Here is a 26,689-nt window from a genome sequence, read left to right as displayed (position 1 = left end):
AGGACACAATGTTGGGTTGGTTTTTGTTGCTGCTGGCGGTGGTCGCGAACATCGCCTCGAATTTCCTGTTCAAGTCGGCCATGGCGGCTTTTCCGAGCGAGATCTCGCTCTGGTCGCTCGTGCGCTTCGCGTTCAACCCCTATCTGTTGCTGGCGATCACGTGCTGCGTGGTGCTGCTTGGCAGCTATCTCCTGGCGCTGCGACAGATTGAGCTCACGGTCTCTTATTCGTTCGTGATCTCGCTTTCGTTGGTCGGCATCTCGCTTCTGTCGCCCTTCATTCTGCACGAAGAGCTTCGACTGCAGACGCTGGCCGGTGCAGCGTTGGTGATCTGTGGTATTTTGCTGATCACGTCCGCAAGTAAAGAGGCGCCGAAGCTTACCGATAGCGTGCCGCACGTCGAGCGCTCTCCCAACGCAGAGACCTAAGGTCGTCTCGCGTTCCGGATAACTGACAAGGACTGCCGTTGTGGCTGCCGCTGGTAACAAACCCAAGGCGAACCTTTCGCTCGATCTCGACAACCAGTGGGCCTACATGAAGACCCACGGCGACGAGGGGTGGCAGTCGTTTCCGTCGTATTTCGACATGGTCGTGCCGCGCATTCTCGAGCTGCTGGAGCGGCACAACCTCACGATCACCTTCTTTATCGTCGGGCAGGATGCGGCGCTCGAGAAGAACCATGCCGCGCTGCGCTCGATCGCGGCGGCGGGGCACGAAATCGCCAACCACTCCTTCCATCACGAGCCGTGGTTGCATCTCTATACGGCGGAGGACGTAAACACCGAGATCGCGAACGCCGAGGACGCGATCGCTGCAGCGACGGGTGTTCGGCCGACGGGATTCCGTGGGCCGGGATTCTCGATCTCGGAAACCGTGCTGGAGACGCTCAGGGCGCGTGGCTACGCCTACGATGCCTCGACATTCCCAACGTTCCTTGGACCGGTGGCGCGCGCCTACTATTTCTTCAACTCGAGCTTCTCCAAGGAGGAGCGCGACAAGCGTCGGTCGCTTTACGGCACGGTGTCGGATGGCTTGCGCTCGTTGAAACCTTATGAATGGCAACTCGCGAACGGCGCTACCCTCATGGAGTTGCCCGTTACGACGATGCCGGTGGCGCGTGTGCCGTTCCACCTCAGCTACATCATGTATCTTGCCGGGTATTCGCCGGCCGTGGCGCGCACGTACTTCAAGACCGCGCTCAGGCTTTGTCGGCTGCGCGGCATTGAGCCGTCGCTTCTACTGCACCCGCTCGATTTCCTCGGCGGAGACGATGTTCCGGTGCTCAGCTATTTCCCGGGGATGAAGCTCTCCGGTGTCGACAAGGTGGCTCTCGCCGACACCTTGCTGGCCGAGTACGCTGCGAGCTTTGAGGTGCTGCCGATGGGCGCGCATGCGCGCGCCGTCAACGAGCGCGGTGCGTTGCCGCGACGGGCGGCCGATTTCCGGCACGCGGTTGCCGCAGCCTGATGGCTCCTTTGGCGGCCGGCGTGGGCGGATGAACCAATCCGCAGGGCGGCGCATTCCAAGTCCACTCCCTCAAGACGGAGTGGACGCAGGAAAGGAACCGCCCCATGACGCTGAAGTTCGCTTTGACCGGCCTGTTGATCGCACTCGGCTCCAGCGTGGCGCTGGCCGATGCCGACTGTCCCGCTGCGCCGAAGGACGCGTGGCTCTCCGAAGCCGATATGAAGCAGAAGATCGCTGACCTCGGCTACACACACGACGTCTTCAAGGTCTCGGGCAACTGCTATGAGATCTACGGCAAGAACAAGGACGGCAAGGACGTCGAGGTCTACTTCAATCCGGTCGACGGCTCGATCGTCAAGGAAGAGGTCGAGGACTGATCGCGCGATGTCGTGCGGCGAGGGCCGGTTTGTAAGTCTGCCGGTGGTCGCTACTTTGCGGCCGGGATCATCCGCTTGCGCCGTAAGAGGCGGTAGGCGTCGCGCACGATCGTATCGTGGTCGAACGCGAGGCGATGATCGCGCCAGTTTGCGATCCATGCCGCTGCCGCGGCGTCGTCGCCCGCCCGTGGCCGCGCGGATCGCGCTCAGGATCGGAATAGACGCCGACCAGCGTGAGGGCGCGGGCCTTGATGCCCGTTTCCTCGGCGAGTTCGCGCCGGCAAGCTTCCTCCACTGTCTCGCCGACGTCGACGAAGCCGCCCGGAAGTGCGAGGTGTCCGGAAAAGGGCGCGTTGTTGCGCCGGATCAGCAAGACGCGCCCGCGGCTGTCGAAGGCCACGCAATCGACTGTAAGCAACGGTGTCTCGGGCTTGGGCATCGGCGTGATTTTGCCTTCGATTTCCAAATGGTGTGGGCCGCCGGAGTCAGCATTCCGGAGATGCCGTGACGCGGCAAGGCATGGCTTGTCGCTTGGTGAAAGCGTCCCGGCATAGTTCCAGCGGACATTGCGCGGCCATTGACAGCGTGACGGCTCATGCCCATTCTTTAGGCATGATCAGTGTAGCGGCCCTCCATCTCAAGCTTCCGCGAGAGGAAGCAGACACCGCGGGCGTTTAGTCTCGGCCGGGTTTTGCTTGGTCCCAGGCCGGGGTCCGCCTCTTTCTCTCTTCTGATCGCCGGTTCCCTCGTCTGGAGCCTTCCCCCTTCAATACCCGCTACTTGCGCCCGTTCGCTTGCCGCTTCGCACGCCTGCACCCACGAGGTTCGTCATGGCCTTTCATCCGCCCACCAGTGCGCTTCCTGACATCGTTGTCGGCGAGCACGAGGAAAATCAACTTACCGCGCTTGCAACCGCCGCCATGCTGAATGGGCGGTCGGAGCATGTCGCGCGCATTCTGCTGGCGGAGATGGAGCGCGCGGTCTTGGTGCCCGACGCCGAGGTGCCACGTACGGTCGTTCGGATGAACTCGCGCGTTCGGTTCGAGCTCGACGGAGGAACGCCGCGCGAGGCAGAGCTGGTATTTCCGGGCGAAGCCAACATCGAGGAAGGCAAGATCTCGGTGCTGACGCCGGTCGGTGCCGCGCTGATCGGGCTGTCGCCCGGGCAGGGAATGAAGGTCAGCGGCGTGGACGGGCGTTCGCATACGCTGACCGTTCTCAAGGTCATGCCGCCCCGCGCCCGGACCTGATGCGGCTGGCAGGCCGTTTACCACGACAGCAATTGCCGCTCCGCCGAAGCTGTGGCAGCTTGCCGTCAACGTTCGATAAACGGTCGCTTCCCCGCGCGTTTGGCGCGTAAGCGGAGCGGCAGGGGAGGTTGCGCGTGGCACGCGTTATTACCTCCGCAGGCTCGTGTGGAATCAGTGTGGCAAGCACGCGGGCTTCTGCGGTCCATGACGCAGTCGGGGAGCTGAGAGCTGCTCTTACGGGTGATTTCCAGCATATCGTCGCGTTCTTCTCGGTCGATTACGACGCGGGCGCGCTTGCGGCCGGGCTGAAGCAGGCGTTTCCGGGCGTCACGATCAGCGGGTGCTCGACGGCCGGTGGGATCGCGCCGAGCGGGCTTCTGGAAACCGGCATTCTGCTGATTGCCTTTCCCAAGAAGGGATTCCGAATCCACACGGGGATTATTGAAGACGTCGATGCAGTCGGTGTGGAGCGTGTTGGCGAGGTTGTGCGGGATCTCAAGACGCGCCTCGGTGCCCACGACTTCGAGAAGCTTGCCGAGCGTGTATTCGGCGTGCTCCTAGTCGATGGCCTCTCGAATGCGGAGGAGCCCCTGGTTGCCGCCGTGCATTGGGCCTGCGGCGACATGCAACTCATCGGTGGCTCGGCGGGTGATGGTCTCGCGTTCCGGCAAACGTCTCTGATCCACGACGGGCGGGTGCTGACGCGAGGTGCGATCTTGACGATGGTCGAGAGCGATTACCCATTCCGCATCTTCAAAACCTCGAACTTCGAGCCGACACCGATCAAGCTCGTCGTTACAGCAGCCGACGTCGAATGCCGCACCGTGCATGAGCTCAACGCGGAGCCGGCGGCGCGGGAATACGCATCAGCAATCGGCCTCATGCCGGACGAGATCGGGCCGTTCAGCTTTGCGTCCTATCCGCTCGTGGTGAAGGTGGGCGGCGATTACTATTGCCGCTCGATCCGCAACATGAACCCTGACGGCAGCTTGTCCTTCTTCTGTGCGATCGACGAGGGGTTGGTGCTGACAGTTGCGCGCCCAAAAGACATGCTGAGCGCAACCGAGCGGACGCTTGAGCAGATCGACGACGCGCTCGGCGGTATTGATCTCGTGCTTGGATTCGACTGTGTGCTTCGGCGGCTCGACGCCGAGAACCGGCAGGTTCGCCGCCAGATGGAAGACCTCTATCGATCATACGGTGTCGTGGGCTTCCACACCTACGGCGAGCAGCTTAACTCCATGCATCTCAATCAGACCCTGACCGGCGTCGCCTTCGGATCGCGGCGAGGGGCCTGATGGATGGCAGCGGCCGATCACGGGAGGAACTCGAGCGGCTCAATGCCAAGCTCGCCAAGATCAATGCGGCTCTCATGCAGCGCGTCGAGCGCAGCATGGATTATCAGGCGAATGCCTATTCCATCTTCCAGACGGCAATCGGTCTCGAGACGCAGGTCAAGGCGCGCACCGAGGAGCTGAAAAGCGCGCTCGATCGACTTGAACGCGCCAACAACCAGCTTACCAGCGCGCGCGACGGAGCGGAGCGCGCGAACAGGTTCAAAACCGGCTTCTTCACGGCCGTCAGCCACGATCTCTTGCAGCCGCTGCATGCGGCGCGACTGTCGCTCTCGGCTCTCAGCGAGATCCAGGATCCTCAGCAGCACAGGCGCCTGATCGGTCAGGTCGATCATGCGCTTTCGACGATCGAGGAGTTGTTGCGCACGATCCTGGATCTGTCGAAGCTCGAGTCCGGCGCGCTGAAGCCGTCAGTGCAGTTCGTCGAGCTCTTGGAGCTGTTCCGCTCGGTCGTCGTCGACATGGAGCCGATCGCGCGCGACAAAGGGCTTCTGCTCACGACGCGTGCACGAGATGTTGCGGTCATGTCCGATCCGCTGATGCTGCGGCGTATCCTGCAGAACCTGCTGGCCAACGCCGTGCAGTATACCGAACGCGGGCGCGTTCTTCTTTCGGGCCGTAAGCGCGGGTCGCAGTTCCGGATCGATGTCTGGGACACGGGGCCGGGAATTGCACCCCAAGAGCAGAGCAAGATCTTCGAGGAGTTTCATCGCGGCGCGGCCGGGCAGCGCAGCCCGGCCCGCGGTTTCGGCGTCGGCCTCTCGATCATTGCGCGCATGAGCGAGGCCCTTGGGCATCGCATCGCGCTATGCTCGAAAGTCGGCCGCGGGACGCGCTTTTCCGTTTACGTGCCGCTTGCCGACGAGGCGGCGCTGGCCTGCCGCCTCCCCGCGGGTCAGCGGTCTGCTGCCACGCGCGCTTACGGTCTTACGGCGATCAAGGCCGTTGTGGTCGACAACGATCGCGGCGTACGCGATGCCATGCGGGCGCTGCTCGACCGTTGGGGCTGCGAGGCGCGCCTTGTCGGCGGGCTGGTGGATGTGGAACGCCTCATCGCCGAAGAGCCTGGCTTCCAGCCCGACGTCGTGCTCGCTGATTTCCATCTCGATGCGGGCGAGTCCGGGCTGGATTCGGTGGCCCGGATCAGGGATACCCTGGGTGCTTTGATCCCGGCCGTCGTCATTACGGCGGATCACTCACGCGAGGTTGCGGAAGCCGTTGCAGCGGCGGGCTGCGAGATTCTGCGCAAGCCGGTAAAGCCCGCCGAGCTGCGCGCCCTGATCACGCATCTCGTCGGCTGAGGCCAGCTCAGGGCCGTCTGTCGTTTTCCTTGTAGGCGCTCGCCAGTACGGAGTCGAAATCGAGCCGTGCCACCTCGATGACCGCCTGCGTGCGCGAGACGACGTTGAGCTTGCGCATGATCTCGGAGACGTGCGCCTTGATGGTCGTCTCGCCGACCCCGAGTTCGTGGGCGATCTGCTTGTTCAACATGCCCTGGCGGACCATTTGCAGCACGCGCAGCTGCTGGCGCGTGAGGGATGCGACACGGGCGGCGAGGTCGGTTTCCTGCGACGGGCCGTTCGCGGCCGGCGGGGTGTAGCCCTTCGGTAGCACGACGAGCCCGGCCATAACATCCTGAATGGCCTCGGAGAGATCCCGCTTCTTGACCGATTTGGAGATGTAGCCCGCGGCGCCACAGGTCATGGCCTCGTGGATGATACGTGGGTCTTCGTGCGCCGATACCACGAGGATCGGCTGCTTGGGCCTGGCGGCGCGGAGCTCGATCAGGCCGTCGAAGCCGCGAGTGCCGGGCATCGAGAGGTCCAGAAGCAGGAGGTCGAACGGTTGCTCGTCGGCCAACGCCTCGCGTGCAGCGGCAATCGACGACGCTTCCACGATTTCCGCCCCCGGGTAGGCCGACTGGATGGCGAGCTGAAGGGCCTCGCGGAAAAGAGGGTGGTCGTCGACGATCAAAAATCTGACCGTCATTTCAGTTTCCTCCGGCCTTTTGGCGCGTCGCTTCGGCGAGAAGCGCCTGCGAACGGGCTCAAGGTCTCGTTTCTTAGATCTATGGGGCAATTGAGACCGGGTGGGAACCGTTGGCAAGAGGGAAATGGCGGCTCCAAGGCGGGGCCAGCGGTAACGATAACGTTGGTTTGGTTCGATACCTGTGGTGCGCGTTTCCTCACGTGAACTTCCGGTGCACGGGCAATAGGGAATTGAAGTTTAAGCGGGTTATTCGTGCCAGCTGTGGCCCGGCGCCAACTTGGAAAGGCGGGCCCGCTTGTCTATAGTGCGGCGCGACAGGGGGTCGGGGGGCCGGCCAAAGCAATATGAAAAGTCCTGCGCCGTCGGGATTGCGGCGCGCGTACTTGGGGAGCTTGTGGCGGGATGCGGTGCAATCCTTCGCGGTGGCTTTGGGGACTCATACCGATCGCGATGTTGGGCTGGGGGACCTTTTACCGGGAACAGCCGAATGTTGAAGCGGACCTTACGGTTCGCGCTACCGAGGCCTTGCGCAAGGCGGGTCAGCCTTGGGCCAAGGTCACCTTGGATGGGCGTGAAGCGACTATTACAGGACGCGCTCAGAACGATGGCGAGCCCAAGGTCGCGCTCGATGCCGTGCGCGGCGTGTGGGGCATCCGGACGGTTCAGCTCAAGACTGACCTTGCAAGTGGGGAGGTCGTGGTTGAGCGCATCGGGCCGCAGGTGGCGCCGGTCGATGACGCCGCGTTGAAGGCGAAAGAGGCTGCTGACGCAGAAGCTGCTCGCAAGGCTGAGGAAGACGCCGCCGCTGCCGTGCGCAAGGCGCAGGAAGAAGCGGAAGCTGCCGCAGCGCTGAAGGCCAAAGAGGAGGCTGAAGCCGAGGCGGCTCGCAAGGCCGAAGAAGAGGCCGCTGCTGCACGCAAAGCACAGGAGGAGGCCGAGGCGGCCGCCGCTCTCAAGGCGAAGCAGGAGGCAGAGGCTGCCGAAGCGGCAGCGCAGCGTGCCCGTGAGCAGACCGAGGAAGCTCTTAAGGCTCAGCGGGCTGCTGAGGAAGCTGAAGCTGCACGCAAGGCTCAGGAAGACGCTGAGGCTGCTGCCGCTCTGAAGGCCAACGAGGACGCCGAAGCTGAGGCGGCTCGGAAGGCCGAGGAAGAAGCTGCCGCTGCCCGCAAGGCACAGGAGGAGGCTGAGGCGGTCGCGGCTCTAAAGGCCAAAGAGGAAGCTGAGGCTGAGGCAGCTCGCAAGGCCGAGGAAGAAGCCGCTGCTGCTGCGCGGAGGGCGCAGGAGGAGGCTGAAGCGGCCGCGGCGCTGAAGGCAAAAGAGGATGCCGAGGCTGAGGCGACACGCAAAGCCGAGGAAGAGGCCGTTGCTGCGCGCAAGGCTCAGAAAGAGGTGGAAGCTGCTGCGGCTCAGAGGGCCAAAGAGGAGGCCGAGGCCAAAGCGCGGGAACGCAAGACCACCGAGGCGACGCGCGCGTGCGAGAAGCGCCTGTCCGAGGCTGCAGCCAAGGGCGTGATCCTCTTCGAGCGGGCCAAGGCCGATATCGACGCCAAGAGCTCGCTCACGATCGCCAAGCTGGCTGAGATCATCAAGACGTGCCCGGGAGCACGCGTCGAGGTGGAAGGTCACACGGATTCAGAGGGTGTCGACGAGCGCAATCAGCCGCTCTCTGAGAGGCGTGCGCGGGCTGTCATCAACAGCCTCGTTCGCGCCGGTGTGGCCGAGGACAGGCTTTCAGCGGTCGGATACGGCGCGAGCAAGCCGGTTGAGGCGAACGACACACCGGACGGCATGGCGCGCAATCGCCGCATCGAGTTCAAAGTATTCACGGATTGAACGGGGCAAACCCGGGGGGACGGCGACATGGACTATCTGGTGGTGAAACTGTTCTGGTACCTCGCGGCCGCGTTTGCGGTCGGTCTTGTCGTCGGGTGGATCAGTTGCGGACGGGTCGAGGACTGAGCCGGACTACGGGGGGCGAGCTTTGATGGAAGGCCGATCGTTGCCTTCGCAAAGCACCTGCGGCGCCGTCGTTGAATTGGAGTGGGGCGTATGACGATTTTGCTCGTGCAGACTTTATTGCTGATGCTGGTGGCTTTTCTGCTCGGCGCCTCACTCGCGTGCCTGATACGGCGCGGTTTCTCGAGCGGTGTCGAGCCTGCGGCGGTCGCGGCGCCGGTCAATCTGTCACCTGCTCCGGCGTCACCGGATGTCGACCCGGCTGCCACCGATCGCTTCGGCCGCGCGTTGGTCGGTGGGCCAGGCGCGGCGGTTCCGCCCGTTTTCCAGGGCCAGCCCGTGGTCGAGGTTCAACCGGCACCTGAGCCGGTCGAACAAGCCGCCGTCGAAGCTCCGCCGTCCGAGCCGGAACCTCTCGTAGAGGAGCCGCCGCCGGCCCCCGAGCCCGAGCCAGTCGTCGAGGAAATTCCTCCCGCGCCCGAACCCGAGCCCCCTGCACCAGACCTTGTTGCTGAAGCCGCTCCGGCGCCTGAGCCGCCGCCCGCACCACCTCAGCGCGATGCGCTTCATCCGGAACCGGTTGCTCCGCCGCCGGCTGACGAACCCGCGCCCGAGCCCGAGCCGGTACCAAGCGCCGAGCCCACTGAGGAGGAGCCGCGCGATACCGGGCCGAGCTACACGCAGATCGCGGTCGCGGCGGCGGCCGCTGCGATGGCGGCTGCCGAGAAGGCCAGGGCTGAAGCGGAAGCCGCTGAGGCGGCCCAGAGGGCTGCCGAGCAGGAGCAGGCGGCCTTGGCCGATGCTGTTGACGGCGAGGGTGACGAGGCATCGTATTTCGGTACGCTCGTGGCGCCAACGCCGCTCGAGCGGCCGGCGGGTGAAGCGGTCGATGATCTCACGCGCATCCATGACATCGACGCAGATCTCAAGGAGCGTCTCGTGCGCTACGGCGTGCACCGCTTTTGGCAGATCGCGGCTTGGACGTCCGAGGACGTGCGCGGCGCCAGCCAGTCGCTCGGTTTCGATCAGGCGCGCATCGAACGCGAGAACTGGATTGAGCAGGCTCGGATCCTGGCTGCCGGTGGTGATCCCGGCACGCTCTCGCAGCGTGCGCCTGCGCCGTCCGAGGATGTGCCCGCGCCCGTCGACGGCGATCAATTGCACCGGATCATCGGCATCGACCCCGAATCCGAAGCTTTGCTGCGCGCCAATGGGGTGACCCAGATCGCCCACATCGCGGCGTGGACGGCAGAGGACGTGGCACGTTTCGAAGCTGTGATCGGCACGCCAGGTCGGATCGCGGCCGAAAGCTGGGTGGAGCAGGCGCGCTTCTTGACCGGCGGCGCGCATTTTGCCGAAGCGGCGCCAGAAGCGGCAGACATACCCATCGACACGAGTGTTCCGGTGGAGGATGGCGATCAGCTCGGCCGCATCATCGGTCTCAATCTTCAGGCCGAGGATATTCTGCGTGCCAATGGCGTCACACGCTTCGCTCAGATCGCGACGTGGACGGCGGACGATGTCGCACACTTCGAGGCGCTGATCGGCGCGCCGGGGCGGATCGCTGGTGAGGACTGGGTGGGGCAAGCGCGCTTTTTGAGTGGTGTCACGCCTTCATCGGTGCCGGAGCCCGAGGCGGAGACTTCTGCGGCCGAACCGCCGAGCGAGGATCTCTCCGGCCTGCGTTCCGTGCGCTCCGAGGCGTTGCGCGGCGGCGCGCCGCTGGTGTTCAGCACAACCGAGATTGATGATTTGAAGCGCATCCGCGGCATCGGCGTTCTGATCGAGAAGAAGCTCAACTCGCTCGGCATCACGTCGTACGAGCAGGTTGCGAACTGGACCGGAGCCGATATCGATCGGATCAGCCAGGTTCTCGATTTCAAGGGTCGCATCGAGCGCGAGAACTGGATCGAGCAGGCGCGCATCCTGGCGTCCGGCGGACAAACGGAGTTCTCGCGGCGCGTCGATCGCGGCGAGGCGTAGTTTCGCCTGCGTTCAAGGGACGGTTAGAGCTTCCAGCCCGAGTGGATGGCGGCGATGCCGCCGGTCAGGTTTCTGACCGAGACGCGCTCGAAGCCCGCTTCGCGGATCATGGTGGCGAAGGCTTCCTGGTTCGGGAAGCGGCGAATGCTCTCGACCAGATAGCGGTACGGGTCAGCGGAGCCTGCCGTGAGCGCGCCGAGGCGCGGGATGACCTCGAACGAGTGGAAATCGTACAGCCGGTCGAGCAGCGGCACTTGGCATTCCGAGAACTCGAGGCACAGGAAACGGCCGCCGATTTTCAACACGCGATAGGCCTCGCTGAGCGCGGTGTCGATGTGGGTCACGTTGCGGATGCCGAAGGCGATCGTATAGGCGTCGAAGGTGCCATCGGGGAATGGCAGCGCTTCTGCGTTGCCTTGGGTCAGCGTGATGCGCTGCTCGTACCCTTTGGTCGCAACCTTGGTGCGGCCTTCGGCTAGCATCTCGGGACTGATGTCGGCGAGAACGGCGGTCGCGTTCGGGCCGAAGCGGTCAGCGTAGCGAATTGCGATGTCGCCGGTGCCGCCGGCCACATCGAGCAGGCGGAACGGCCGGTCGTCGCGCGGGGCGCCGATCATGGTCACAAACTCGGCCTTCCAGAGCCGGTGCAGACCGCCGGACATCAGATCGTTCATGAGGTCATAGCGCGCGGCCACGGACGAGAAGACGGCGTTGACGAGGCCCTGGCGCTCGCCCTCCCGAACGGAGCGGAAGCCGAAGCTCGTCGTGCTTTGGGGCTCCTGCGGCGGCGTGTCGTGCGTCATACCTGACCTTGTTCGGCAATCGGTGGCTCGGGAAGAGCTTAGACCGGGCGGGGAGGGTGCGCTACCCGCTCGGAAAAGACGAGCAGCTCGTGCGGGGCTTGGTTAGCGAGATAGCCCGCCACAGCCTCGGCCAGCACGGGGGCGAGCAAAAAGCCATGGCGGTAGGCGCCGTTGACCAGAATGCGATTGCCGCCGTCGCGGATCTCGGCGTGCGGGAGGTTGTCGGGGAATGAAGGCCGGATGCCGGCTCCGGTCTCCAGGATCTCGGCCTCACCGAAGGCGGGATGCAGCGCGTAGGCCGTGCCGAGCAACTCGAGCGCCGAGCGCACCGTGATGGCGCCCGTATCCTCGCTTTCGATGACTGTGGCGCCGACGAGATAGCGATCGTCCGTCCAGGGCACGACGTAGAGCGGATGGCGTGGATGCAGGAGGCGCACAGGCCGCGCCAGATGGATTTCGCGCGTGCGCACGACGAGGCGCTCGCCGCGCACGCCGCGGAGCGCAGGCAACTCGTCCGCGGCCGCCATGCCGCGGCAATCGATGACGACGTTGGAGGCTGAAGGCGAGGTCCAGGCTGCGCCCAGCTCGACGGTCGCGCCCGAGTTGCGCGCGGCATCGAGCAAAAAGGCGAGCGCGTCCGGCGTCGTCATGTGCGCTTCGTCGGGAAAGTAGTAGGCGCGCACGAAGCGGCCGGCGAGGTCAGGCTCGAGTGCGGCGATGGCGTCGGCGTCGAGCGTCTCCGGAGGTCGCGTGGCGCGGCCGAAACGCGCGATCTCGGCGGTGTCACGGGGGGCGGCGACGACGAGGCTGCCGGCATTCACGAGACGCGGGTAGACAGCGCGCCAGAGCGTCAGGCCACGGATGCCGAGATCGCGCACCTCGGGCGCGGTCTCGCTTTCGCAGCCGGGCGCCAGCATGGCACCGGCGAAGCGGCTGGCGCTGTCGGCGAACGGGTTAGTGCTCTTTTCGACGAGGCGAACACGATGGCCCGTGCGGGCGAGCGTCAGCGCCTGCCACAAACCCAAGATGCCTGCGCCGACAACCGTGATGTCGAGCGGATGGCTTGTTCGGGTACTCTCGGGCTCAGTCGCCAAGGGCCACTCCTTCGCGGCGTGGGTCGGCCCCACCTTCGAGTGCACCGTTACGCTTGGCGACGATGTGCAAGCCCGAGTTCATCAGGTCGGGCGTGATCTGGTGGCCGTAGCTCCTGAGCGCAAGGGCGCGCCACATTGTCGACCAGCCGTATTCCAGCTCCACGCTGCGGCCGGTGCTGCCGAAGTTCGGGCGATCGATGGCGGCCTGGGCATCGAGCCTCCAGTCTATGAGGCCGACCAACGCCTTGGTGACGAACAGGATGATACGGCTGCCGCCGGGAGAGCCGAGAGCTGCAAACAGGGCGCCATTCTCGTCGAAGACGATGGTCGGCGACATGGAACTGCGCGGCCGTTTGCCGGGCTCGACACGGTTGGCAACTGGGCGGCCTTGCGCGTCCTCGGGACGGAAGGAGAAGTCGGTCAGCTCGTTGTTGAGCAGGAAGCCCGCCGCGTAGAGCCCGGAGCCGAACGGGCCTTCGATGGTGGTCGTGAAAGCGGCTGCGTTGCCGTCCGCGTCGACGACGGAAAGATGGCTGGTGCCGGCGCGCTCCAGCGTAGCGTCCACGCCGAACGTGTGCTTTTCCGTTGTAGGCGGATCGCCGGGCTCGGCTTTTGCCATGGCGCGCTCGGGGTCGATCAGGGCGCTGCGCGCTGCGAGATAGCGGCTATCGAAAAGTCCCGCAGGGACGGGCACGAAGTCGCTGTCGGCGAGGTAGCGGTTGCGGTCGGCGTAGGCGAGGCGCTGGGCTTCGGCGATCAGATGCAGGCTCGCGACGTTCATGGCCTCGTCGGGCGTGTGGCCGAGATCGAAGCGCTCGATCATCTTGAGCGTCTGTCCGATGGTGGAGGCGCCTGACGATGGCGGGCCCATGCCGCAAACGCGATGCTTGCGGTAATCGACGCAAAGCGGCGGGCGTTCGGCCACCTTGTAGGCTGAGAGATCGGCGAGCGTCAGGTCGCCGGCGGCGTTCGGCGCTGTCTTCACGGCAGATACGATGGCGTCTGCGATGGGGCCCGCGTAGAAGGCGTCGGCGCCGCCTTTTGCGAGCGCTTCGAGAGTCGCGGCGTAATCGGGGTTGTGCAGCCGGTGGCCGATGGGCAGCGGGCTGCTGCTTGCGTCAAAGAAGTAGCTGCGCGCGGCAGGCGAGAGTCCGTCGGTGCCGAACCAGCGCAACATGAAATAGAGGCGCTGCGAGATCTCGAAGCCGTCGCGCGCGAGCTTCAGAGCCGGCTCGAAGAGCTTCGCCCACGGCAGCTTGCCGTGCCGTTTATGGATGTGCTCGAGGAGGCGCGGCAGCCCCGGCGTGCCGACGCTGAGGCCAGAACGGACGGCGAAATCGAAGTCCAGCGGCTCGCCGCCTTTTATGAATCGGTCAGGGCGTGCTGCAGCAGGCGCCGTTTCGCGGCCATCGTAAGTTTTCAGCTCCTTTGCGCGCTCATCCCAATGCACGAGGAAGGCACCGCCGCCGAGACCCGAGGACTGAGGCTCGACCAGCCCGAGAACGAGTTGCGCCGCGATCAATGCGTCGACCGCGGAGCCGCCCGCGCGCAACATCTCGAGCCCGGCCTCGGAAGCCAGAGGATGGGCCGTCGAGATCATGTGTTTCTTGGCGACGGCGAGGCTTTTTTCGCTGTGTCCGGTGCCGGCCTCCGGCTCGAGTTGTAGGCGGGGAATGCTGTCTTGCGCCTGCAGGCCTTGGAGCGGCGCGAGAGCCAGCGCCATCGCCAACAGCGCCATCGCCTGGGATGGCCGTCTCAGCGCCGATCTTGGGAAGCGGATCATAAGGGACACCGCAATGTTTCATCCGTTGTCACGCGAATCTCCGGTCCCGAACAGCCGGATGACCGTTCTATAGGCGTGTGCGCCTGCTTGAAAACCATTGTGTGCGGGTTGTTTGCCGGGGCGGTCCTCGGTCGGCTGATGCTCGTATGCTGAAAAAGGTTGAGGCGACTCGGACGCCCAGGGACATGCGCCTGCTTTCAAGCGACCGAGCACATGGGATTGGCCCTGTGGACGATCTCGTATGCACAACCTGTGCAGCGTTATGTTTTGCACAGCGCAGCCGGTATTCGTCCCATTGGTGAAAGTCAGATGACGCCCTATGCTTGTCGGGATCCACTCGCGTTCTTAGTTGTTTTGAAACGAGATGGTTACCCGCGTCAGATGCCGATATGCTCGAAGTAGGTGTTCTTTTTCTGTTCCTGTCTTTTCTGCAACTTCTGTGCGTGCCCCCTGTGCGGGTGCGTGCTCAGCAAGTGCCCATCATGCCTTACAAATCGGTAAGCGTTGCTGCATTGCATCGCTTCCATTGCATGTCATCGGTCAGTGGTGAAGACGACAACAGTGTGACCGCCTTGCTCTGCCGCCAATTTTCGGAACGGTCTATACGAGGCGTTCATTCGAGGGGCGCAACATGCCGTCGACGGGCGTAGCCGGCAGAGGGAGCCGGTTTCGTTCTTCACAGCTTAAGACAGCGGGAGTTCTGTTGATGTCGGTGTGGAAAGCAAAGGTCGGCGGATTGGTGACAGCGGCGGTCGCGGCAGCGGCTGTGGTCGGCTTTCCGGCTGCTGCGAGCGCGCAGGGGCTCATCGAGTTCCTGTGGGGCGGCGAGCCGGAGTACGGCGGCGGCAAGCGCCAGGTCGTGAGCTTCAACCCGCAGTACAAGGCCGGCCAGATCATCGTCAGCTTCGGCGATCGGCGGCTCTACCACATCACGAAGGCCGGTCAGGCGATGAGCTACCCGATTGCCATTCCGCGCGAGCAGAGCCGCTGGCAGGGCGCCACCGTGGTTTCTTCGAAGCGTGAGAATCCCGACTGGCGTCCGACCCCGGACATGCTGAAGGAAAATCCGCGCCTGCCGAGCTGGGTGCCGGGCGGCCATCCGATGAACCCGCTCGGCGTGCGGGCGCTTTATCTCGGCTCGAGCCTCTATCGCATCCACGGCACCGACGCGCCCTGGACGATCGGTCAGGACGTCTCCAAGGGCTGCATCCGCATGTTCAACGAGGACGTGATGCACCTCTATCCGAAGGTGCCGACTGGCACCAAGGTCACCGTGACCTGGGAGCGCTTCAAGACGGGTGCTGTCGTGGCGGATGCCGAGGAGGAGCTGCGCCCCGAGGAGCCGGTGCGCGGCAAGAAGGCCAAGACACGCTCGGTCGCTTCTGCGCCGAAGAACGGTTTCTTCGTGAAGGATGAGGCGGCGGACGAGGTCGCTCCCGAAGAGGGCATGGTCGTCCATACGCTCAATCCGGAGACCGGCAAGTTCGATGCTGAAGAAGTGGATGAGACGGCCGAGGCTGCGCCAGCGCCTTCGGGCGGTGGGGTTACCAAGTACGGTCGCCGCGTTGGCGGCTCGGTATCGCGGGCCGCATCGGTTCAGTAAGCACCTTCGCAGCGAAATAGAAAACGGGTGGCCCGATCTCCTCGGGCCACCCGTTTTGCTGTTCGGGTCAATGTCTTTCGGGGCAATGCCTTGGGGCATTGGTGCGCTTGGCTCCTCGCCCTTGCCGCTAGCTTTGTGCTTCAGCTTCCCTCGGCCAGACAGGATTTCAGATCCGTGGCCAAGTTCCGCAGCAGCGTCTCGTAGGCGGCGGGTCCGGGCTGGACCATGGCGCCTTCGGGGTCGAGCGTGCCTGCGCGGGCGCTCGTGCCCTCCGTGACCGCGGTGACGAGCTTGGCTTGGAACTGGGGCTCGCTGAAGACGCACGCCGCGGACAGCTCGGCCAGCTTGCGGCGGATCTGGGTCAGGCGCTTGGCGGACGGTCTGGCCTCGGGGCTGATGGTGATCGAGCCGACGGCGGACAGGCCGAAGCGATGCTCGAAATACTGAAACGCGTCGTGGAAAACCACGAAAGGCTTGTCCTTCACCGGTGCCAAGTCGCGTTCAATCTCGGTTTCGAGGCGGGCCAGCGCCTCGTCGGCGTGGGCCGCGTTGGCCTTGAAGGTTTCGGCTTTGTCGGGCGCCGCCTCCGATAGAACGCGCGCGATCTCGGCGATCATCTTGCGGGCGTTTTCGGGGTCGAGCCAGACGTGGCCGTCGCGCGTGGCGGCGTCGCCATGTCCGTCATGCTCATGATGCGCGTGGTCGTCGTCGTGTTTGTGATCGTGGTCGTGCTTATGATCGTGATCGTCGTGGGCATGGTCATGGGCATGATCGTGCTTCTCGAAGGTCTCCCCCGTGCGCACGCTGAGCAGTTCGATGCCGGGCGCTTCGGCGAGCGTTACGATGCGCACGGTGTCCGGCAGGGCGGACGTGAGTTTGCGTGTGAAGGGCTCGACCGTCTCGGAGACCCGAAAGAAGACGTTGGCGCGGTGGAGCGCGCGTGCGTCCGACGGCTTCAGGGCATAGGTGTGGGGGGAGGCGGCGCCTTTGACCAGCAGGTCGGGCGTGCCGACGCCCTCCATCACCTGTGCGACGAGCGCGTGCACGGGCTTGATGGTGACTGTGACCTTGAGCGCAGACGCCTCGGCGTTGGCCGGCTTTGTCGTGGCCGAGAACGCGGTGCCGGCGACGATGACGGCGGCAAGCGCCGCGGCGCCTACTCCCACGCGGCTGACGGGGTTCCTGGTGGTCACACGGTGCTCCTCGAGATTGGCGTTACCTATGGATACTATAACATCCAATTTGGCGCAATGGAGGCGGGGATGCCTTGCTTCCGCTCCATTTTTTGGGTGGTTTGCCTGTAAACCCTGGCGGCGCAGCCTATGTGTCCCGAGGTAGGAGACGTTGCCGCAGCGCCATTGAGCGATGTGCTAGACTTCCGGTACTCGCGGAGGCGGATCCACCCGATGTCGACGAGGAGGGCAGCTTTGACTTTGGCTTTGCGGACAGTGGGCCGGCAGCTTGCAGCGCTTGGCATGCTCCTGGCGTTGCTGGCGGTGCCGGCTCAAGCGCACCCGCACGTCTGGGTGACCGTTGAGACGACTGTGCTCTATCAGAGCGGGTCCATCAACGGGTTGCAGCACAAGTGGACCTTCGACGACATGTACACGGCGATGGCCATCCAGGGGCTCGATACAAATGGCGATGGGCAGTACTCGCGCGAAGAGCTCGAGGAGCTGGCGCAGGTCAACATCGATGGGCTCAAGGAGTTCGGCTACTTCACTGCGGCGAAGCTTGGGAAGGCTGCGATCAAAGCGAAGCCGCCGATCGACTATTATCTTGAATACAAGGATGGGCTCCTGTCGCTGCACTTCACGCTGCCGTTCGAGCAGCCGGTGCTGGCGGATGCTCCGGACTTCAATTTCGCGGTATTTGACGAGTCGTTCTTCATCGCGTTCGACTTCGAGAAGAACGAGCCCGTCAAGCTCGCCGGCGCGCCTGAGGGATGTGCGGCCAACATCGGCATTCCGGAGAATGAGCTCGCCGATCTGCAGGCGCTCAACCAATCGTTCGGCGGCCAGCTCACGACGGGCGATGCCAACCAGGGCATGGGCCTCGGCTACGCGCGAACGGTGACGCTCGGCTGCAAGAAATCATGACCCGCACTCTCGCCGCGCTTTCAGCGCTCTTCCTGTGTCTTGCCGTCTCCGTCGGAGCGCTCGCCCAGAGCGAGCCGCAAAAGACGCCTTTTGGCGTGCCGTTGCCCCACGGGCAGTCGACGGCCGTGCAGCCGGCGCAGGCTGAGAGAAGCTTTTTGGGGGATGTCTGGTCGTACGTGCTGACACAGCAGCAGCGCATCAACCGTGAGCTTGCGGCCTCCGTGCGGCAGATGAAGGCCGGCAGCGTGCTCGACGCGACGCTGATGCTGGCTTTTTTGAGTTTCACCTACGGTGTGCTGCACGCGGCGGGACCGGGTCATGGCAAGGCGGTGATCTCGTCCTATGTGCTCGCCAACGAACGCACGGTGAGGCGCGGGATCATGCTCTCGTTCCTATCCGCTTTCATCCAAGCGCTGTCGGCCATCGCCATCGTCGGCGTGCTGGCGATTGCGCTCAACGCCACGAGCCTGCAGATCTCTGCGACCGAGCGGTGGATCGAAACCATCAGCTGGGGCTTCGTGGCCATGGTCGGCGTATGGCTGCTCTATGGGCAGGTGAGCGCGCTCATCAAGCGGCGACGCGCGGAAGCCGCGGCGGCTGCACCCGCTCATGACCACCATGTGCATGCACACGATCACGGCGGTTGCGGATGCGGGCACGATCACGGACACGCGCATAGCCGGGGACACAGTCATCCCCATGCGCATGGGGATGGCCACCATCACCACGCGGATGGCTCCTGCTGCGGGCATGCCCATATGCCCGATCCCAAGCAGCTTGAAGGGCCGCTGTCCTGGAGCAAGGCGCTGGCCATCGCGTTCTCGGTCGGAATCCGCCCCTGCACCGGGGCGATCCTCGTGCTCATCTTCGCGTTGAGCCAGGGTCTGCTGATCGCCGGCGTGTTTGCCACCTTTGCCATGGCGTTCGGGACGGCGATCACGGTTTCGGTGCTTGCCTCGCTGGCGGTCGGCTCGCGCGAGCTTGCGCGTCGCATGGCGGGCGGCGAGAGCCGGCTGGCAGGGGCTGTCGCCACGGGCGCGGGTCTCCTCGGCTCGACGCTGGTTCTGCTCATGGGAGCCACGTTCTTCGTCGCCTCGCTCGGTGGCGGCACAACTGGACCGCTTTAGGCTTTGCGGGGAGCCTAATCCCCTCTAAGCAGGGCGGCGGAGCCCGCGCCTCCAGCCCGATCCAGGTCCTCCAGGTCCGCCATGAAGCTCTACCGCGCCTTTGCCACCGTCGGCGGCCTGACGCTCGTGTCGCGGGTGCTCGGCTTCCTGCGCGACATCGCCTTCGCCTGGGCGTTCGGTTCGGGCATGGTGGCTGACGCCTTCAACGTGGCGTTCCGGTTTCCGAATCTGTTCCGGCGCCTGTTCGGCGAAGGTGCATTCAACTCGGCGTTCATCCCGCTGTTTGCCAAGGAGCTTGAGAACGGCGGTCGCGCTGCGGCGCGGGCGTTCGCCGAGCAGGCGCTTGCCGGGCTCGCCGCGGTTCTCGTGGCTTTGACGATCGTCGCAATCATCGCCATGCCCTGGCTGATGTATTTGCTGGCACCCGGGTTTAGCGCGACCCCGGAAAAGTTCGATCTCGCGGTGCTGCTGACACAGATTACCTTTCCGTATTTGCTGTGCATGTCGCTCGTGGCGCTATTCTCGGGAGTGCTCAACACGTTCGGGAAGTTCGTCGAGAGCTCGGCGGTATCGATTGTCCTGAACCTCACGCTTTTGGTGGCGATCTACATTGGCTTCGGGCTCGGGTTTCACAATAAGCCGGCAGGCGGCATCGTGCAGGCGATCGGCGTTTTCGTCGCCGGCGTGTTGCAGTTGTGGCTCCTGATCAGCGGGCTTCGGCGCAATAATTTCACGCTCAAGCTCAGGCGGCCGCGCATGACCGACGGTTTGCGCCGGCTGATTGCCCTTGGCATTCCCGGCGTGATCGCGGGTGGCGTGACGCAGCTCAACATCATGATCGGGACGATCATCGCCTCGCAGCAGCCGGGCGCGGTGTCTCAGCTCTACTACGCGGACCGGCTCTATGAGCTGCCGCTCGCGATCGTCGGCATTGCCATCGGCGTCGTGTTGCTGCCGGACGTGGCACGGCAGCTGCGGGCCGGCAATCACGCGGGTGCGCTCGACAGCCAGAACCGCTCGCTGGAGTTCGCCATGATGCTCACGGTTCCGGCGGCGGTGGCGCTCGCGGTGGTGCCGATCCCGATCGTCAAGGTGCTGTTCCAGCGTGGCGCGTTCACGGCGGCCGATACGGCGAGCACGGCGGCGGTGCTTTCGGTGTTTGCGCTTGGGTTGCCGGCCTTCGTTATGATCAAGGTGTTCTCGCCGGCGTTCTTCGCGCGCGAGGATACTAAGACGCCGATGCGCTATGCCGTCATCAGCCTGACGGCGAATACGCTTGGATCCATCGCGCTGTTTTTCCTGTTCCGTCGCCTCGGCTGCCTGCCGCATCTTGGCATCGCGGTCGCGACGGCGCTCGGCGGTTGGCTCAACGCCGGGCTGCTCTGGGCCACGCTTTTGAAACGCGGGTTTTTCGTTGTCGACCGGCGTATGGCGCGCGCGTTCGCGGCGATCCTGGCTTCGTCGGTGATGATGGGCGTCGGGCTGGTGGCGGCGGCACACTTCCTCGGCCCGTATTTTGCGCCTGAGCAAGGCTTCCCGGTTCATGCGCTGGCCCTCGCTCTGCTGGTGGGCGCGGGGTTCGTCGTCTATGGCGCCGCCTTACTGATCACGGGCGCGGTAAATTTCCGTCAATTGCGCAATCTCGCCAAGCGGGCCGGGTGATCTCGCCTGCTCGGCCTTGCGCATCCCCTGCTGCCGCGCCATAACGCGGCGGCTATGGCGGAACGAGGGATCATGAAACTCCAGGAACGCGTTTTCTCGGGCATGCAGCCTACGGGCAGCCTGCATCTCGGCAACTACCTCGGCGCCATGGTCCAGTGGATCGAGATGCAGAAGACGCATGCGTGCATCTATTGCGTCGTCGATTTGCACGCGATCACTGTGTGGCAGGATCCCAAGGAGCTTCGCGACGCCATCCGGCAGGTGACGGCGGCCTATATCGCGTCGGGCCTTGATCCCAAGAAGAGCATTCTGTTCAACCAGAGCCAAGTGTCGGCGCACGCCGAGCTGGCCTGGATCTTCAATTGCGTGGCGCGCCTTGGCTGGCTCAACCGCATGACGCAGTTCAAGGAGAAGGCCGGCAAGGACCGCGAGGCGGCGTCGGTTGGACTCTACGCTTATCCGAACCTGATGGCGGCGGACATCCTGGCCTATCGGGCGACGCATGTGCCGGTCGGCGAGGATCAGAAGCAGCACCTCGAGCTTGCGCGCGACATCGCGCAGAAGTTCAACAACGATTTCCGCGCACAGATCGAGGCGCTTGGCCATGCCGACGGCGAGTTTTTCCCGCAGCCCGATCCCGTGATCATGGGACCGGCTACGCGCGTCATGAGTCTTCGCGACGGCACGAAGAAGATGTCGAAATCCGACCCGTCGGACCTGTCGCGCATCAATCTGACGGACGATGCGGACACCATTGCGCGCAAGATCCAGAAGGCGAAGACCGACCCCGAGCCGCTGCCGTCGGAGATCGCGGGGCTTGCGGGTCGTCCGGAGGCGGACAATCTCGTTGGCATCTATGCGGCGCTTGCCGGCAAGACCAAAGAGGCCGCGCTTGCCGAGTTCGGCGGGCAGCAGTTCTCGAGCTTCAAGAAGGCGCTGGCCGAGCTCGCCGTCGCTCGCTTGGCACCGCTCGGCGACGAGATCCGGCGCATGACCGGAGATCCCGTTGAGATCGACCGCGTGCTCGCCGACGGCTCGGCGCGGGCGCGCGAGATCGCCACGCCGATCATGAATGAGGTCAAGGATATCGTCGGCCTTATCCGGTCGTAGCCGAAGGCCGCACCAACGGCTCTGTTGTGGAGTCGGCGGGCGCGTGGCAGCATCGCGATCATGACGCTGACGTACCGAAAACGCCGCTCGTTCGAGGCCGGTCACACCCGCAAGTTCCTGCTCATCGTCGACGAGAGCACGGAAGTTGAGAGCGCGCTCTATTACGCGGCGGCGCGCGTGGTGCGGTCCTCGGGCATGATCCTGATGCTCTATGTCATCGAGCCGCAGGATTTCCAGCACTGGGCCGGCGTGCGGCAGGTGCAGGTGGAGGAAGAGACGCTGAAGGCGCGGGCGCTGTTCAGGCTTTTTCGCCGCAAGCTGCACCAAGTCGGGTTCGAGAACATCCCGTGCGAGGAGCTTGTCCGCGAGGGGCTCAAGGCCGAGGAGATCATGAAGACGATCGCCGAGGACGAGGACGTCTCGATCCTCGTACTGGGTGCGTCCACCGATCCCAAGGGGCCCGGGCCGCTTGTCTCGACGCTGGCGGCAGGTTCGGCGGTTGCCTCTTTCCCGATCCCGATCACCGTGGTGCCCGGCAATCTGGCCTTCGAGGACATTATCGTGCTGGCCTAAAACGGAAACGATTGGAAGAGCTTGTGAAAAGCCCGACAGGAGGGCTAGACAATCGTTCTCTAGCTTCCTAATTTTCTGGAACCATTCTAAAGATGCCTGCGACCGGCGCTCTGCGCCGGCCACCAGGAGGAGATAACCGGCATGTTTATCCAGACCGAAGCCACGCCGAACCCGCAGACCCTGAAGTTCATTCCGGGCAAGCCTGTGCTCGAGGACGGCACGGCCGACTTTCGCGGCAAGGGCGACGCGGATGCTTCGCCGCTCGCCAGGCGCCTGTTCGACATCGACGGCGTGGCGGGCGTGTTTCTCGGCTCCGATTTCATCTCGGTGACGAAGACTGACGTCGAGTGGCAGCATCTGAAGCCGATGGTGCTCGGCGCGATCATGGAGCACTACATGTCGGGCGCGGCCGTGGTCGACAGCGACGGCGCCAACGATGCGGCAGACGGCGCCTATGATGCCGAGGATGCCGACGTGGTGGCGACGATCAAGGAGCTGCTCGAGACGCGCGTGCGCCCGGCCGTTGCTCAGGATGGCGGCGACATCACCTTCGCCGGCTTCCGCGACGGGATCGTCTATCTGCACATGCGCGGCGCCTGCTCGGGCTGCCCCAGCTCCACGGCGACGCTGCGGCACGGCATCGAGAACCTGCTCAAGCATTTCTGTCCGGAGGTCGAGGAAGTGCAGGCCGTTTGAGGTCCACTTCATAGAGGCTGAGAAACCCCGCCCACTCGGCGGGGTTTTTGTTGCGATGGCGCGCCTTTGGCGGCCATGCTGAAACTCTTTACGTTCGTTTTGAGGAACCGAGGCTGCCTACCATGTCGTCTGCGATCGATCAGTCCGCGCTGGACCAGCTGTTCCAGTCCGCGCGAACCCACAATGCTTGGCAGGCGAAGCCGGTGCCCGATGAGCTGCTGGTGCAGATCGTGGATCTCATGAAGCTCGGTCCGACGAGCGCGAACTGCGAACCGGTGCGGCTCGTGTTCGTCAAGTCGCCGGAAGCGAAGGCCCGGCTCAAGCCGTTCCTGTCGTCGGGCAACCTCGAAAAGACGATGGCGGCGCCGGCCACGGCCATCATCGGGTACGACCTCGAGTTCTATGAGAACCTGCCGCGTCTCTTTCCGCATACGGACGCCAAGAGCTGGTTCACGGGCAGACCAGAGCACATTGCCGAGACGGCCTTCCGTAATGGCTCTTTGGAGGGCGCCTATCTGATCCTCGCGGCACGGGCTCTCGGCCTCGATTGCGGTCCGATGTCGGGTTTCGACCAGGCTGGCGTTACGGAGGAGTTTTTCGCCGGCACGCCGGTGAAGGCGAATTTTCTCTGTAATCTTGGCTATGGTGATGCTTCGGTGCTCAAGCCGCGACTGCCGCGCCTCTCGTTCGACGAGCTTGCGCAGATCCTCTGATCCTGATGCGGGTCATTGCACCCTGCGCATCGTGCTCTATGCTCAGCTCATGAACATTCTTGCTTTCGATACTTGCTTCGGTGCCTGCTCGGTGACCGCCACATGGGATGGTGGTCGCGCAGGGCGCTTCGAGCGGCTGGTGCGCGGGCATGCCGAGCGCCTCACGCCGATGATCGGCGAGGTGATGAGCGAGGCACCGTTCGGATTTTCCGAGATCGGGCTGATCGTGGTTGCGACGGGGCCTGGAACGTTCACCGGCCAGCGGGTCGGTATTGCGGCCGCGCGGGCGCTGGCGGTGGCCACCGGTGCGCCGGTCGGGACGATTTCGAGTCTTGCGGTCATGGCGTACACGGCGGCGGCCGCGATCCCCGATGAGGTTGCGGGCAAGGTGCTGGCGGTTGCTGTCGATGCGCGGCGCGGCGAGATCTATCTGCAGACGTTTGCGGGCGACCTGGCTCCTCTCGGCGATCCGGAGTTGACGACGCCCGAGGCGGCGGCGCGGGGGCTCGGCGGTCGGGCCGTTCTCGCTGTTGGCTCCGGCGCGGAGGCGCTGGCTGCTGCGGCGCGTGATCTCGGGTTCGACATCGCGGCGCGGCTCAAGGATCTCGAGCCCGATGTCCGTTTCATTCCGGAGGGTGCTGTTAAGCCCGCGCGTGAAATGCCGCGTCCGCTCTATCTGCGGCCGCCGGATGCGAAGCCGCAGGACGGCGCGGCGCTGGCGAGGGCGCCATGAGCGAGGGGGCCGCGCTCGATCCCAAGTACGTGTCGCTGCTCTGGGCCGGTCCCGAGCATGCCCCGGAAATCGCGCGGCTGCATGGAGAGCTGTTCGCGCCCGCGTGGTCGGAGGACAGCGTCCGCTCGCTTCTCGATCACCCGGCTTCCACCGCGTTTCTCGCCGTCGTTGGCGGTCCGCCCAAGGTCCCCGTCGGTTTTGTGCTTGCACAACTCGTGGCCGATGAAGCGGAGATCCTGACTATCGGCGTGGCGAAGGACTGGCAGCGCAAGGGGCTTGGCAAACGCCTGCTCGACGGCCTCGCGCGTGCGGCGCAGCGAGCCGAGGCCAAAACGCTGTTTCTCGAGGTCGCCGCCGACAACGACGCCGCCATGGCGCTTTACCGGCGGGCGGGCTTCCTCGGCACCGGTTTGCGGCGCGGCTACTATGCGCGGGCCGGCGGAGACGCGGTCGATGCCGTGACTTTGGCCCTCAAGCTCTAGGCGCCTTGCAGACTCTCCTGTTTTGAGCCAGTAGACTTCAGCCGACGGTCGATGGCCGGGTGCCACGCTGGCGACGGCAATGCGAGCATTCACGGGATCGGGACGGACGCGATGGCGGGCTCGAAAGACGAGGGCCTTTCTCGATTGGAAATTTTGTGCGCCGAGCACGGGCTGCGCATGACTGGCCAGCGGCGCGTGATCGCGCGCGTGTTGTCTGAGGCGCGTGACCACCCGGACGTCGAGGAGCTGCACCGGCGGGCGCATCGCGTCGATTCAAACATCTCGCTATCGACAGTGTATCGAACGGTGAACCTGTTCGAGAAGAAGGGCATCCTCGAGCGACATGCGTTCGGCAGTGGCCGTGGCCGTTACGAGGCAGCGCAGCGCGATCATCACGACCACCTGATCGACATCACGACGGGGCGCGTGATCGAGTTTCAAAGCGCCGAGATCGAGAAGTTGCAAGAGGCGATCGCGCGCGAGCTCGGATATTCGCTGGTCGGGCATAAGCTGGAACTCTACGGCGAGCCCGTCGACAAGAAGAAGTCGGCGCGTAAGAGCTAGTGGGACGCGCCGGGGTGCAAAGGGGCGAGGGTATGGGAACGTTCCGGGCCACATCGATCTTAACCGGCTTTTTCGCACTGACCGTACCGCTGATGCCGGTGCAGGCGGCGCTGGTTCGTCTGTCGCCGACTGGCGCGCGCCGCTTTCCGCATTGGTATCACCGTCAGGTCTGCCGGTTGCTCGGTGTCAGGCTCACGATTGACGGCGCGGTGGCGCAGAACCGTCCCGTGCTGCTCGTCGCCAATCACACATCATGGCTTGACATTCCGGTGTTGTCCGCCGTGGCGCCGGTGTCGTTCGTCGCCAAGAAGGAGGTGGGGCGGTGGCCGTTCGTGTCGAGCCTCGCCAAGCTGCAGCGCACGGTATTTGTCGATCGCGAGCGGCGCAGTGCCGTCGGTGAGACGACTAACGAGATCATGGCACGGCTGAAAACGGGCGACACCATCGTGCTTTTCGCAGAGGGGACGTCGAGCGATGGCAATCGCGTGCTGCCGTTCCGGACGTCGCTGTTTGCGGCTGCCAAGCCGTCTCAGAAGGGCAGTGCGGGCGGAGCGGATGACACGGGCGCGGTCGTGCAGACGCTCTCGATTGTCTACACGCGGCTGTATGGGATTCCCATCAACCGCTGGGCGCGGCCGACGGTCGGCTGGTTCGGCGACATGGAGATGCAGAGCCACGCATGGGCCCTGCTCAAGGCCGGCCCGCTCGACGTGCGCATCCGCATCGGAGAGCCGATTCCGCTCGAGGACTTCACCGACCGCAAGGATCTGGCGCGGCGCAGCGAAGCGGAGATCCGCACCAACGTGGTGCGCATGCTGCGCAGCTATCCCGAGGACGCGGACATCGTGACGACGGCGCCGGCAGCCGAGGCGCGTGCGCCCGCGCGCCCAGCCGGCAGCGCGGCATCCTTCCGCTGATTCCGCTCGGCCGATTCTCGCTCGCTCTGGCATTAACGATGTCGGCAGGCGAGATTCATGTGTCATTGCAGGCCGGTTAGGCATCGCTCTGGCGTCGCTGGACAAATCGGCGGCGCAATGCTGCAATGCGGCAAAGGTAGGGTGCGGCTGCGGTCGATTTGTGATACCGCAAGGCGCGCGGGGAACCTTTAGTTCGTGCTTCTATCGTTTGAACTGGACCTCTATGGCTCTGCCACGGCCTGGGTCCATTTCCGGAAGCACTTCAGAGACCGGGAACGCAAACGCCCTTGGACGACCTCGATTCATCGCTTCTCGACGATCCGGCCCCGCATAGCGAGTCCGCCGAGAGCGCC

At 64.6% G+C, this 26,689-nt stretch carries 26 protein-coding genes; 20 read left to right on the top strand and 6 right to left on the bottom strand.

Going from position 1 to position 26,689, the window contains the following annotated elements; genetic code table 11:
• Nucleotides 1-8: 8 nt before the first annotated feature.
• From CS1GBM3_RS09125 to CS1GBM3_RS09115, 3 genes are all read left to right on the top strand, one after another.
• Nucleotides 9-428 (top strand): DMT family transporter, encoded by a 420-nt coding sequence (locus CS1GBM3_RS09125; protein ID WP_072394766.1) that lies wholly within the window; start codon nucleotides 9-11, stop codon nucleotides 426-428.
• A gap of 40 nt (nucleotides 429-468) precedes the next feature.
• Entirely contained in the window at nucleotides 469-1,467 is a 999-nt protein-coding gene (locus tag CS1GBM3_RS09120; RefSeq protein ID WP_072394765.1) for a polysaccharide deacetylase family protein, read from the top strand.
• Between the two features lie 104 nt (nucleotides 1,468-1,571).
• Nucleotides 1,572-1,844, top strand: a complete 273-nt coding sequence (locus CS1GBM3_RS09115) for a PepSY domain-containing protein (RefSeq protein ID WP_072394762.1) — start codon at nucleotides 1,572-1,574, stop codon at nucleotides 1,842-1,844.
• 67 nt (nucleotides 1,845-1,911) lie between these two features.
• On the opposite strand, the gene CS1GBM3_RS20255 is transcribed toward CS1GBM3_RS09115, so the two are convergent.
• Nucleotides 1,912-2,283, bottom strand: coding sequence for an NUDIX domain-containing protein (locus CS1GBM3_RS20255; RefSeq protein ID WP_083567808.1), 372 nt, complete (start codon nucleotides 2,281-2,283; stop codon nucleotides 1,912-1,914).
• A gap of 391 nt (nucleotides 2,284-2,674) precedes the next feature.
• Here CS1GBM3_RS20255 and rnk point away from each other — a divergent pair, with 391 nt between their 5' ends.
• The 3 genes from rnk to CS1GBM3_RS09095 all read left to right on the top strand — a co-directional run bounded on the left by rnk (nucleotide 2,675) and on the right by CS1GBM3_RS09095 (nucleotide 5,750).
• Complete coding sequence (rnk, locus tag CS1GBM3_RS09105) at nucleotides 2,675-3,094, top strand: nucleoside diphosphate kinase regulator (RefSeq protein ID WP_072394761.1); 420 nt, start codon at nucleotides 2,675-2,677, stop codon at nucleotides 3,092-3,094.
• A 134-nt stretch (nucleotides 3,095-3,228) separates the two neighbouring features.
• Nucleotides 3,229-4,392 carry an FIST N-terminal domain-containing protein gene (locus CS1GBM3_RS09100; RefSeq protein ID WP_072397368.1) on the top strand — a complete coding sequence of 388 codons (1,164 nt, stop codon included), beginning with the start codon at nucleotides 3,229-3,231 and terminating at the stop codon, nucleotides 4,390-4,392.
• A complete protein-coding gene (locus CS1GBM3_RS09095; protein ID WP_072394760.1) occupies nucleotides 4,392-5,750 on the top strand; it encodes an ATP-binding response regulator in 1,359 nt (452 codons plus the stop codon). Before CS1GBM3_RS09100 ends, CS1GBM3_RS09095 begins: the two co-directional genes overlap by 1 nt.
• Nucleotides 5,751-5,757: 7 nt before the next feature.
• Here CS1GBM3_RS09095 and CS1GBM3_RS09090 read toward each other — a convergent pair whose 3' ends face one another.
• Nucleotides 5,758-6,438 carry a response regulator gene (locus CS1GBM3_RS09090; RefSeq protein ID WP_072394758.1) on the bottom strand — a complete coding sequence of 227 codons (681 nt, stop codon included), beginning with the start codon at nucleotides 6,436-6,438 and terminating at the stop codon, nucleotides 5,758-5,760.
• Nucleotides 6,439-6,840: 402 nt separating this feature from the next.
• Between CS1GBM3_RS09090 and CS1GBM3_RS09085 the strand changes: the two genes are divergently transcribed.
• Both CS1GBM3_RS09085 and CS1GBM3_RS19945 read left to right on the top strand, forming a co-directional pair.
• Nucleotides 6,841-8,271 carry an OmpA family protein gene (locus CS1GBM3_RS09085; protein ID WP_139247865.1) on the top strand — a complete coding sequence of 477 codons (1,431 nt, stop codon included), beginning with the start codon at nucleotides 6,841-6,843 and terminating at the stop codon, nucleotides 8,269-8,271.
• A 216-nt stretch (nucleotides 8,272-8,487) separates the two neighbouring features.
• Nucleotides 8,488-10,377, top strand: a complete 1,890-nt coding sequence (locus tag CS1GBM3_RS19945) for a hypothetical protein (protein WP_072394754.1) — start codon at nucleotides 8,488-8,490, stop codon at nucleotides 10,375-10,377.
• Nucleotides 10,378-10,400: 23 nt separating this feature from the next.
• Here the strand turns inward: CS1GBM3_RS19945 and ubiE are convergent, their stop codons facing one another.
• Genes ubiE through ggt form a run of 3 tightly spaced genes read right to left on the bottom strand, consistent with a single transcriptional unit; the run spans nucleotide 10,401 to nucleotide 14,057 of the window.
• Nucleotides 10,401-11,180 (bottom strand): bifunctional demethylmenaquinone methyltransferase/2-methoxy-6-polyprenyl-1,4-benzoquinol methylase UbiE, encoded by a 780-nt coding sequence (gene ubiE / locus CS1GBM3_RS09075; protein ID WP_072394752.1) that lies wholly within the window; start codon nucleotides 11,178-11,180, stop codon nucleotides 10,401-10,403.
• A 38-nt stretch (nucleotides 11,181-11,218) separates the two neighbouring features.
• Nucleotides 11,219-12,274, bottom strand: a complete 1,056-nt coding sequence (locus tag CS1GBM3_RS09070; protein WP_072394750.1) for an FAD-dependent oxidoreductase — start codon at nucleotides 12,272-12,274, stop codon at nucleotides 11,219-11,221.
• Nucleotides 12,264-14,057, bottom strand: a complete 1,794-nt coding sequence (ggt, locus tag CS1GBM3_RS09065) for a gamma-glutamyltransferase (RefSeq protein ID WP_072394748.1) — start codon at nucleotides 14,055-14,057, stop codon at nucleotides 12,264-12,266. Before ggt ends, CS1GBM3_RS09070 begins: the two co-directional genes overlap by 11 nt.
• A 706-nt stretch (nucleotides 14,058-14,763) precedes the next feature.
• On the opposite strand from ggt, the gene CS1GBM3_RS09060 reads away from it, so the two are divergent.
• The gene (locus CS1GBM3_RS09060) at nucleotides 14,764-15,660 is read left to right on the top strand and encodes a L,D-transpeptidase (RefSeq protein WP_072394746.1); all 897 of its coding nucleotides are present in this window, start codon (nucleotides 14,764-14,766) and stop codon (nucleotides 15,658-15,660) included.
• 140 nt (nucleotides 15,661-15,800) lie between these two features.
• Here CS1GBM3_RS09060 and CS1GBM3_RS09055 read toward each other — a convergent pair whose 3' ends face one another.
• A complete protein-coding gene (locus CS1GBM3_RS09055; protein WP_210186209.1) occupies nucleotides 15,801-16,853 on the bottom strand; it encodes a zinc ABC transporter substrate-binding protein in 1,053 nt (350 codons plus the stop codon).
• A gap of 234 nt (nucleotides 16,854-17,087) precedes the next feature.
• On the opposite strand from CS1GBM3_RS09055, the gene CS1GBM3_RS09050 reads away from it, so the two are divergent.
• The 11 genes from CS1GBM3_RS09050 to CS1GBM3_RS09000 all read left to right on the top strand — a co-directional run bounded on the left by CS1GBM3_RS09050 (nucleotide 17,088) and on the right by CS1GBM3_RS09000 (nucleotide 26,336).
• Nucleotides 17,088-17,759: a DUF1007 family protein gene (locus CS1GBM3_RS09050; RefSeq protein ID WP_244534604.1), complete on the top strand. Its 672-nt coding sequence runs from the start codon at nucleotides 17,088-17,090 to the stop codon at nucleotides 17,757-17,759.
• A complete protein-coding gene (locus tag CS1GBM3_RS09045) occupies nucleotides 17,756-18,886 on the top strand; it encodes a nickel/cobalt transporter (protein WP_072394744.1) in 1,131 nt (376 codons plus the stop codon). Before CS1GBM3_RS09050 ends, CS1GBM3_RS09045 begins: the two co-directional genes overlap by 4 nt.
• 81 nt (nucleotides 18,887-18,967) lie before the next feature.
• Nucleotides 18,968-20,548 (top strand): murein biosynthesis integral membrane protein MurJ, encoded by a 1,581-nt coding sequence (gene murJ, locus CS1GBM3_RS09040; protein ID WP_072394741.1) that lies wholly within the window; start codon nucleotides 18,968-18,970, stop codon nucleotides 20,546-20,548.
• Between the two features lie 72 nt (nucleotides 20,549-20,620).
• Nucleotides 20,621-21,658 (top strand): tryptophan--tRNA ligase, encoded by a 1,038-nt coding sequence (trpS, locus tag CS1GBM3_RS09035; protein ID WP_072394739.1) that lies wholly within the window; start codon nucleotides 20,621-20,623, stop codon nucleotides 21,656-21,658.
• Between the two features lie 60 nt (nucleotides 21,659-21,718).
• Nucleotides 21,719-22,231, top strand: coding sequence for a universal stress protein (locus tag CS1GBM3_RS09030; RefSeq protein ID WP_072394737.1), 513 nt, complete (start codon nucleotides 21,719-21,721; stop codon nucleotides 22,229-22,231).
• A gap of 141 nt (nucleotides 22,232-22,372) precedes the next feature.
• A complete protein-coding gene (locus CS1GBM3_RS09025; protein ID WP_072394735.1) occupies nucleotides 22,373-22,927 on the top strand; it encodes a NifU family protein in 555 nt (184 codons plus the stop codon).
• A gap of 122 nt (nucleotides 22,928-23,049) precedes the next feature.
• Nucleotides 23,050-23,640, top strand: a complete 591-nt coding sequence (locus CS1GBM3_RS09020) for a malonic semialdehyde reductase (protein ID WP_072394733.1) — start codon at nucleotides 23,050-23,052, stop codon at nucleotides 23,638-23,640.
• Nucleotides 23,624-24,373, top strand: a complete 750-nt coding sequence (gene tsaB / locus CS1GBM3_RS09015) for a tRNA (adenosine(37)-N6)-threonylcarbamoyltransferase complex dimerization subunit type 1 TsaB (RefSeq protein WP_244534603.1) — start codon at nucleotides 23,624-23,626, stop codon at nucleotides 24,371-24,373. The genes CS1GBM3_RS09020 and tsaB overlap by 17 nt, the downstream gene beginning before the upstream one ends.
• Complete coding sequence (rimI, locus tag CS1GBM3_RS09010; protein ID WP_072394731.1) at nucleotides 24,370-24,855, top strand: ribosomal protein S18-alanine N-acetyltransferase; 486 nt, start codon at nucleotides 24,370-24,372, stop codon at nucleotides 24,853-24,855. Before tsaB ends, rimI begins: the two co-directional genes overlap by 4 nt.
• 111 nt (nucleotides 24,856-24,966) lie before the next feature.
• Entirely contained in the window at nucleotides 24,967-25,419 is a 453-nt protein-coding gene (locus CS1GBM3_RS09005; protein ID WP_072397356.1) for a Fur family transcriptional regulator, read from the top strand.
• 32 nt (nucleotides 25,420-25,451) lie between these two features.
• Nucleotides 25,452-26,336, top strand: a complete 885-nt coding sequence (locus CS1GBM3_RS09000; protein WP_072394729.1) for a lyso-ornithine lipid O-acyltransferase — start codon at nucleotides 25,452-25,454, stop codon at nucleotides 26,334-26,336.
• Nucleotides 26,337-26,689 lie beyond the last annotated feature (353 nt).

Origin of the sequence: Hyphomicrobium sp. CS1GBMeth3 (genome assembly GCF_900117455.1) — a bacterium.
Classification (GTDB): Bacteria; Pseudomonadota; Alphaproteobacteria; order Rhizobiales; family Hyphomicrobiaceae; genus Hyphomicrobium_C.
Note: the sequence above shows the minus strand (reverse complement) of the source record. Positions and strands in the feature narration are given on the sequence as shown.

Coding starts and splice junctions, on each gene's coding strand:
- CS1GBM3_RS09030 (WP_072394737.1), top strand. CDS start 21,719: ATGACGCTGACGTACCGAAAACGCCGCTCGTTCGAGGCCGGTCACACC.
- CS1GBM3_RS09020 (WP_072394733.1), top strand. CDS start 23,050: ATGTCGTCTGCGATCGATCAGTCCGCGCTGGACCAGCTGTTCCAGTCC.
- rnk (WP_072394761.1), top strand. CDS start 2,675: ATGGCCTTTCATCCGCCCACCAGTGCGCTTCCTGACATCGTTGTCGGC.
- CS1GBM3_RS09005 (WP_072397356.1), top strand. CDS start 24,967: ATGGCGGGCTCGAAAGACGAGGGCCTTTCTCGATTGGAAATTTTGTGC.
- murJ (WP_072394741.1), top strand. CDS start 18,968: ATGAAGCTCTACCGCGCCTTTGCCACCGTCGGCGGCCTGACGCTCGTG.
- CS1GBM3_RS09000 (WP_072394729.1), top strand. CDS start 25,452: ATGGGAACGTTCCGGGCCACATCGATCTTAACCGGCTTTTTCGCACTG.
- CS1GBM3_RS09025 (WP_072394735.1), top strand. CDS start 22,373: ATGTTTATCCAGACCGAAGCCACGCCGAACCCGCAGACCCTGAAGTTC.
- CS1GBM3_RS09125 (WP_072394766.1), top strand. CDS start 9: ATGTTGGGTTGGTTTTTGTTGCTGCTGGCGGTGGTCGCGAACATCGCC.
- CS1GBM3_RS09045 (WP_072394744.1), top strand. CDS start 17,756: ATGACCCGCACTCTCGCCGCGCTTTCAGCGCTCTTCCTGTGTCTTGCC.
- CS1GBM3_RS09085 (WP_139247865.1), top strand. CDS start 6,841: ATGCGGTGCAATCCTTCGCGGTGGCTTTGGGGACTCATACCGATCGCG.
- CS1GBM3_RS09090 (WP_072394758.1), bottom strand. CDS start 6,438: ATGACGGTCAGATTTTTGATCGTCGACGACCACCCTCTTTTCCGCGAG.
- ubiE (WP_072394752.1), bottom strand. CDS start 11,180: ATGACGCACGACACGCCGCCGCAGGAGCCCCAAAGCACGACGAGCTTC.
- CS1GBM3_RS19945 (WP_072394754.1), top strand. CDS start 8,488: ATGACGATTTTGCTCGTGCAGACTTTATTGCTGATGCTGGTGGCTTTT.
- CS1GBM3_RS20255 (WP_083567808.1), bottom strand. CDS start 2,283: ATGCCCAAGCCCGAGACACCGTTGCTTACAGTCGATTGCGTGGCCTTC.
- CS1GBM3_RS09115 (WP_072394762.1), top strand. CDS start 1,572: ATGACGCTGAAGTTCGCTTTGACCGGCCTGTTGATCGCACTCGGCTCC.
- CS1GBM3_RS09095 (WP_072394760.1), top strand. CDS start 4,392: ATGGATGGCAGCGGCCGATCACGGGAGGAACTCGAGCGGCTCAATGCC.
- ggt (WP_072394748.1), bottom strand. CDS start 14,057: ATGATCCGCTTCCCAAGATCGGCGCTGAGACGGCCATCCCAGGCGATG.
- trpS (WP_072394739.1), top strand. CDS start 20,621: ATGAAACTCCAGGAACGCGTTTTCTCGGGCATGCAGCCTACGGGCAGC.
- rimI (WP_072394731.1), top strand. CDS start 24,370: ATGAGCGAGGGGGCCGCGCTCGATCCCAAGTACGTGTCGCTGCTCTGG.
- CS1GBM3_RS09060 (WP_072394746.1), top strand. CDS start 14,764: ATGTCGGTGTGGAAAGCAAAGGTCGGCGGATTGGTGACAGCGGCGGTC.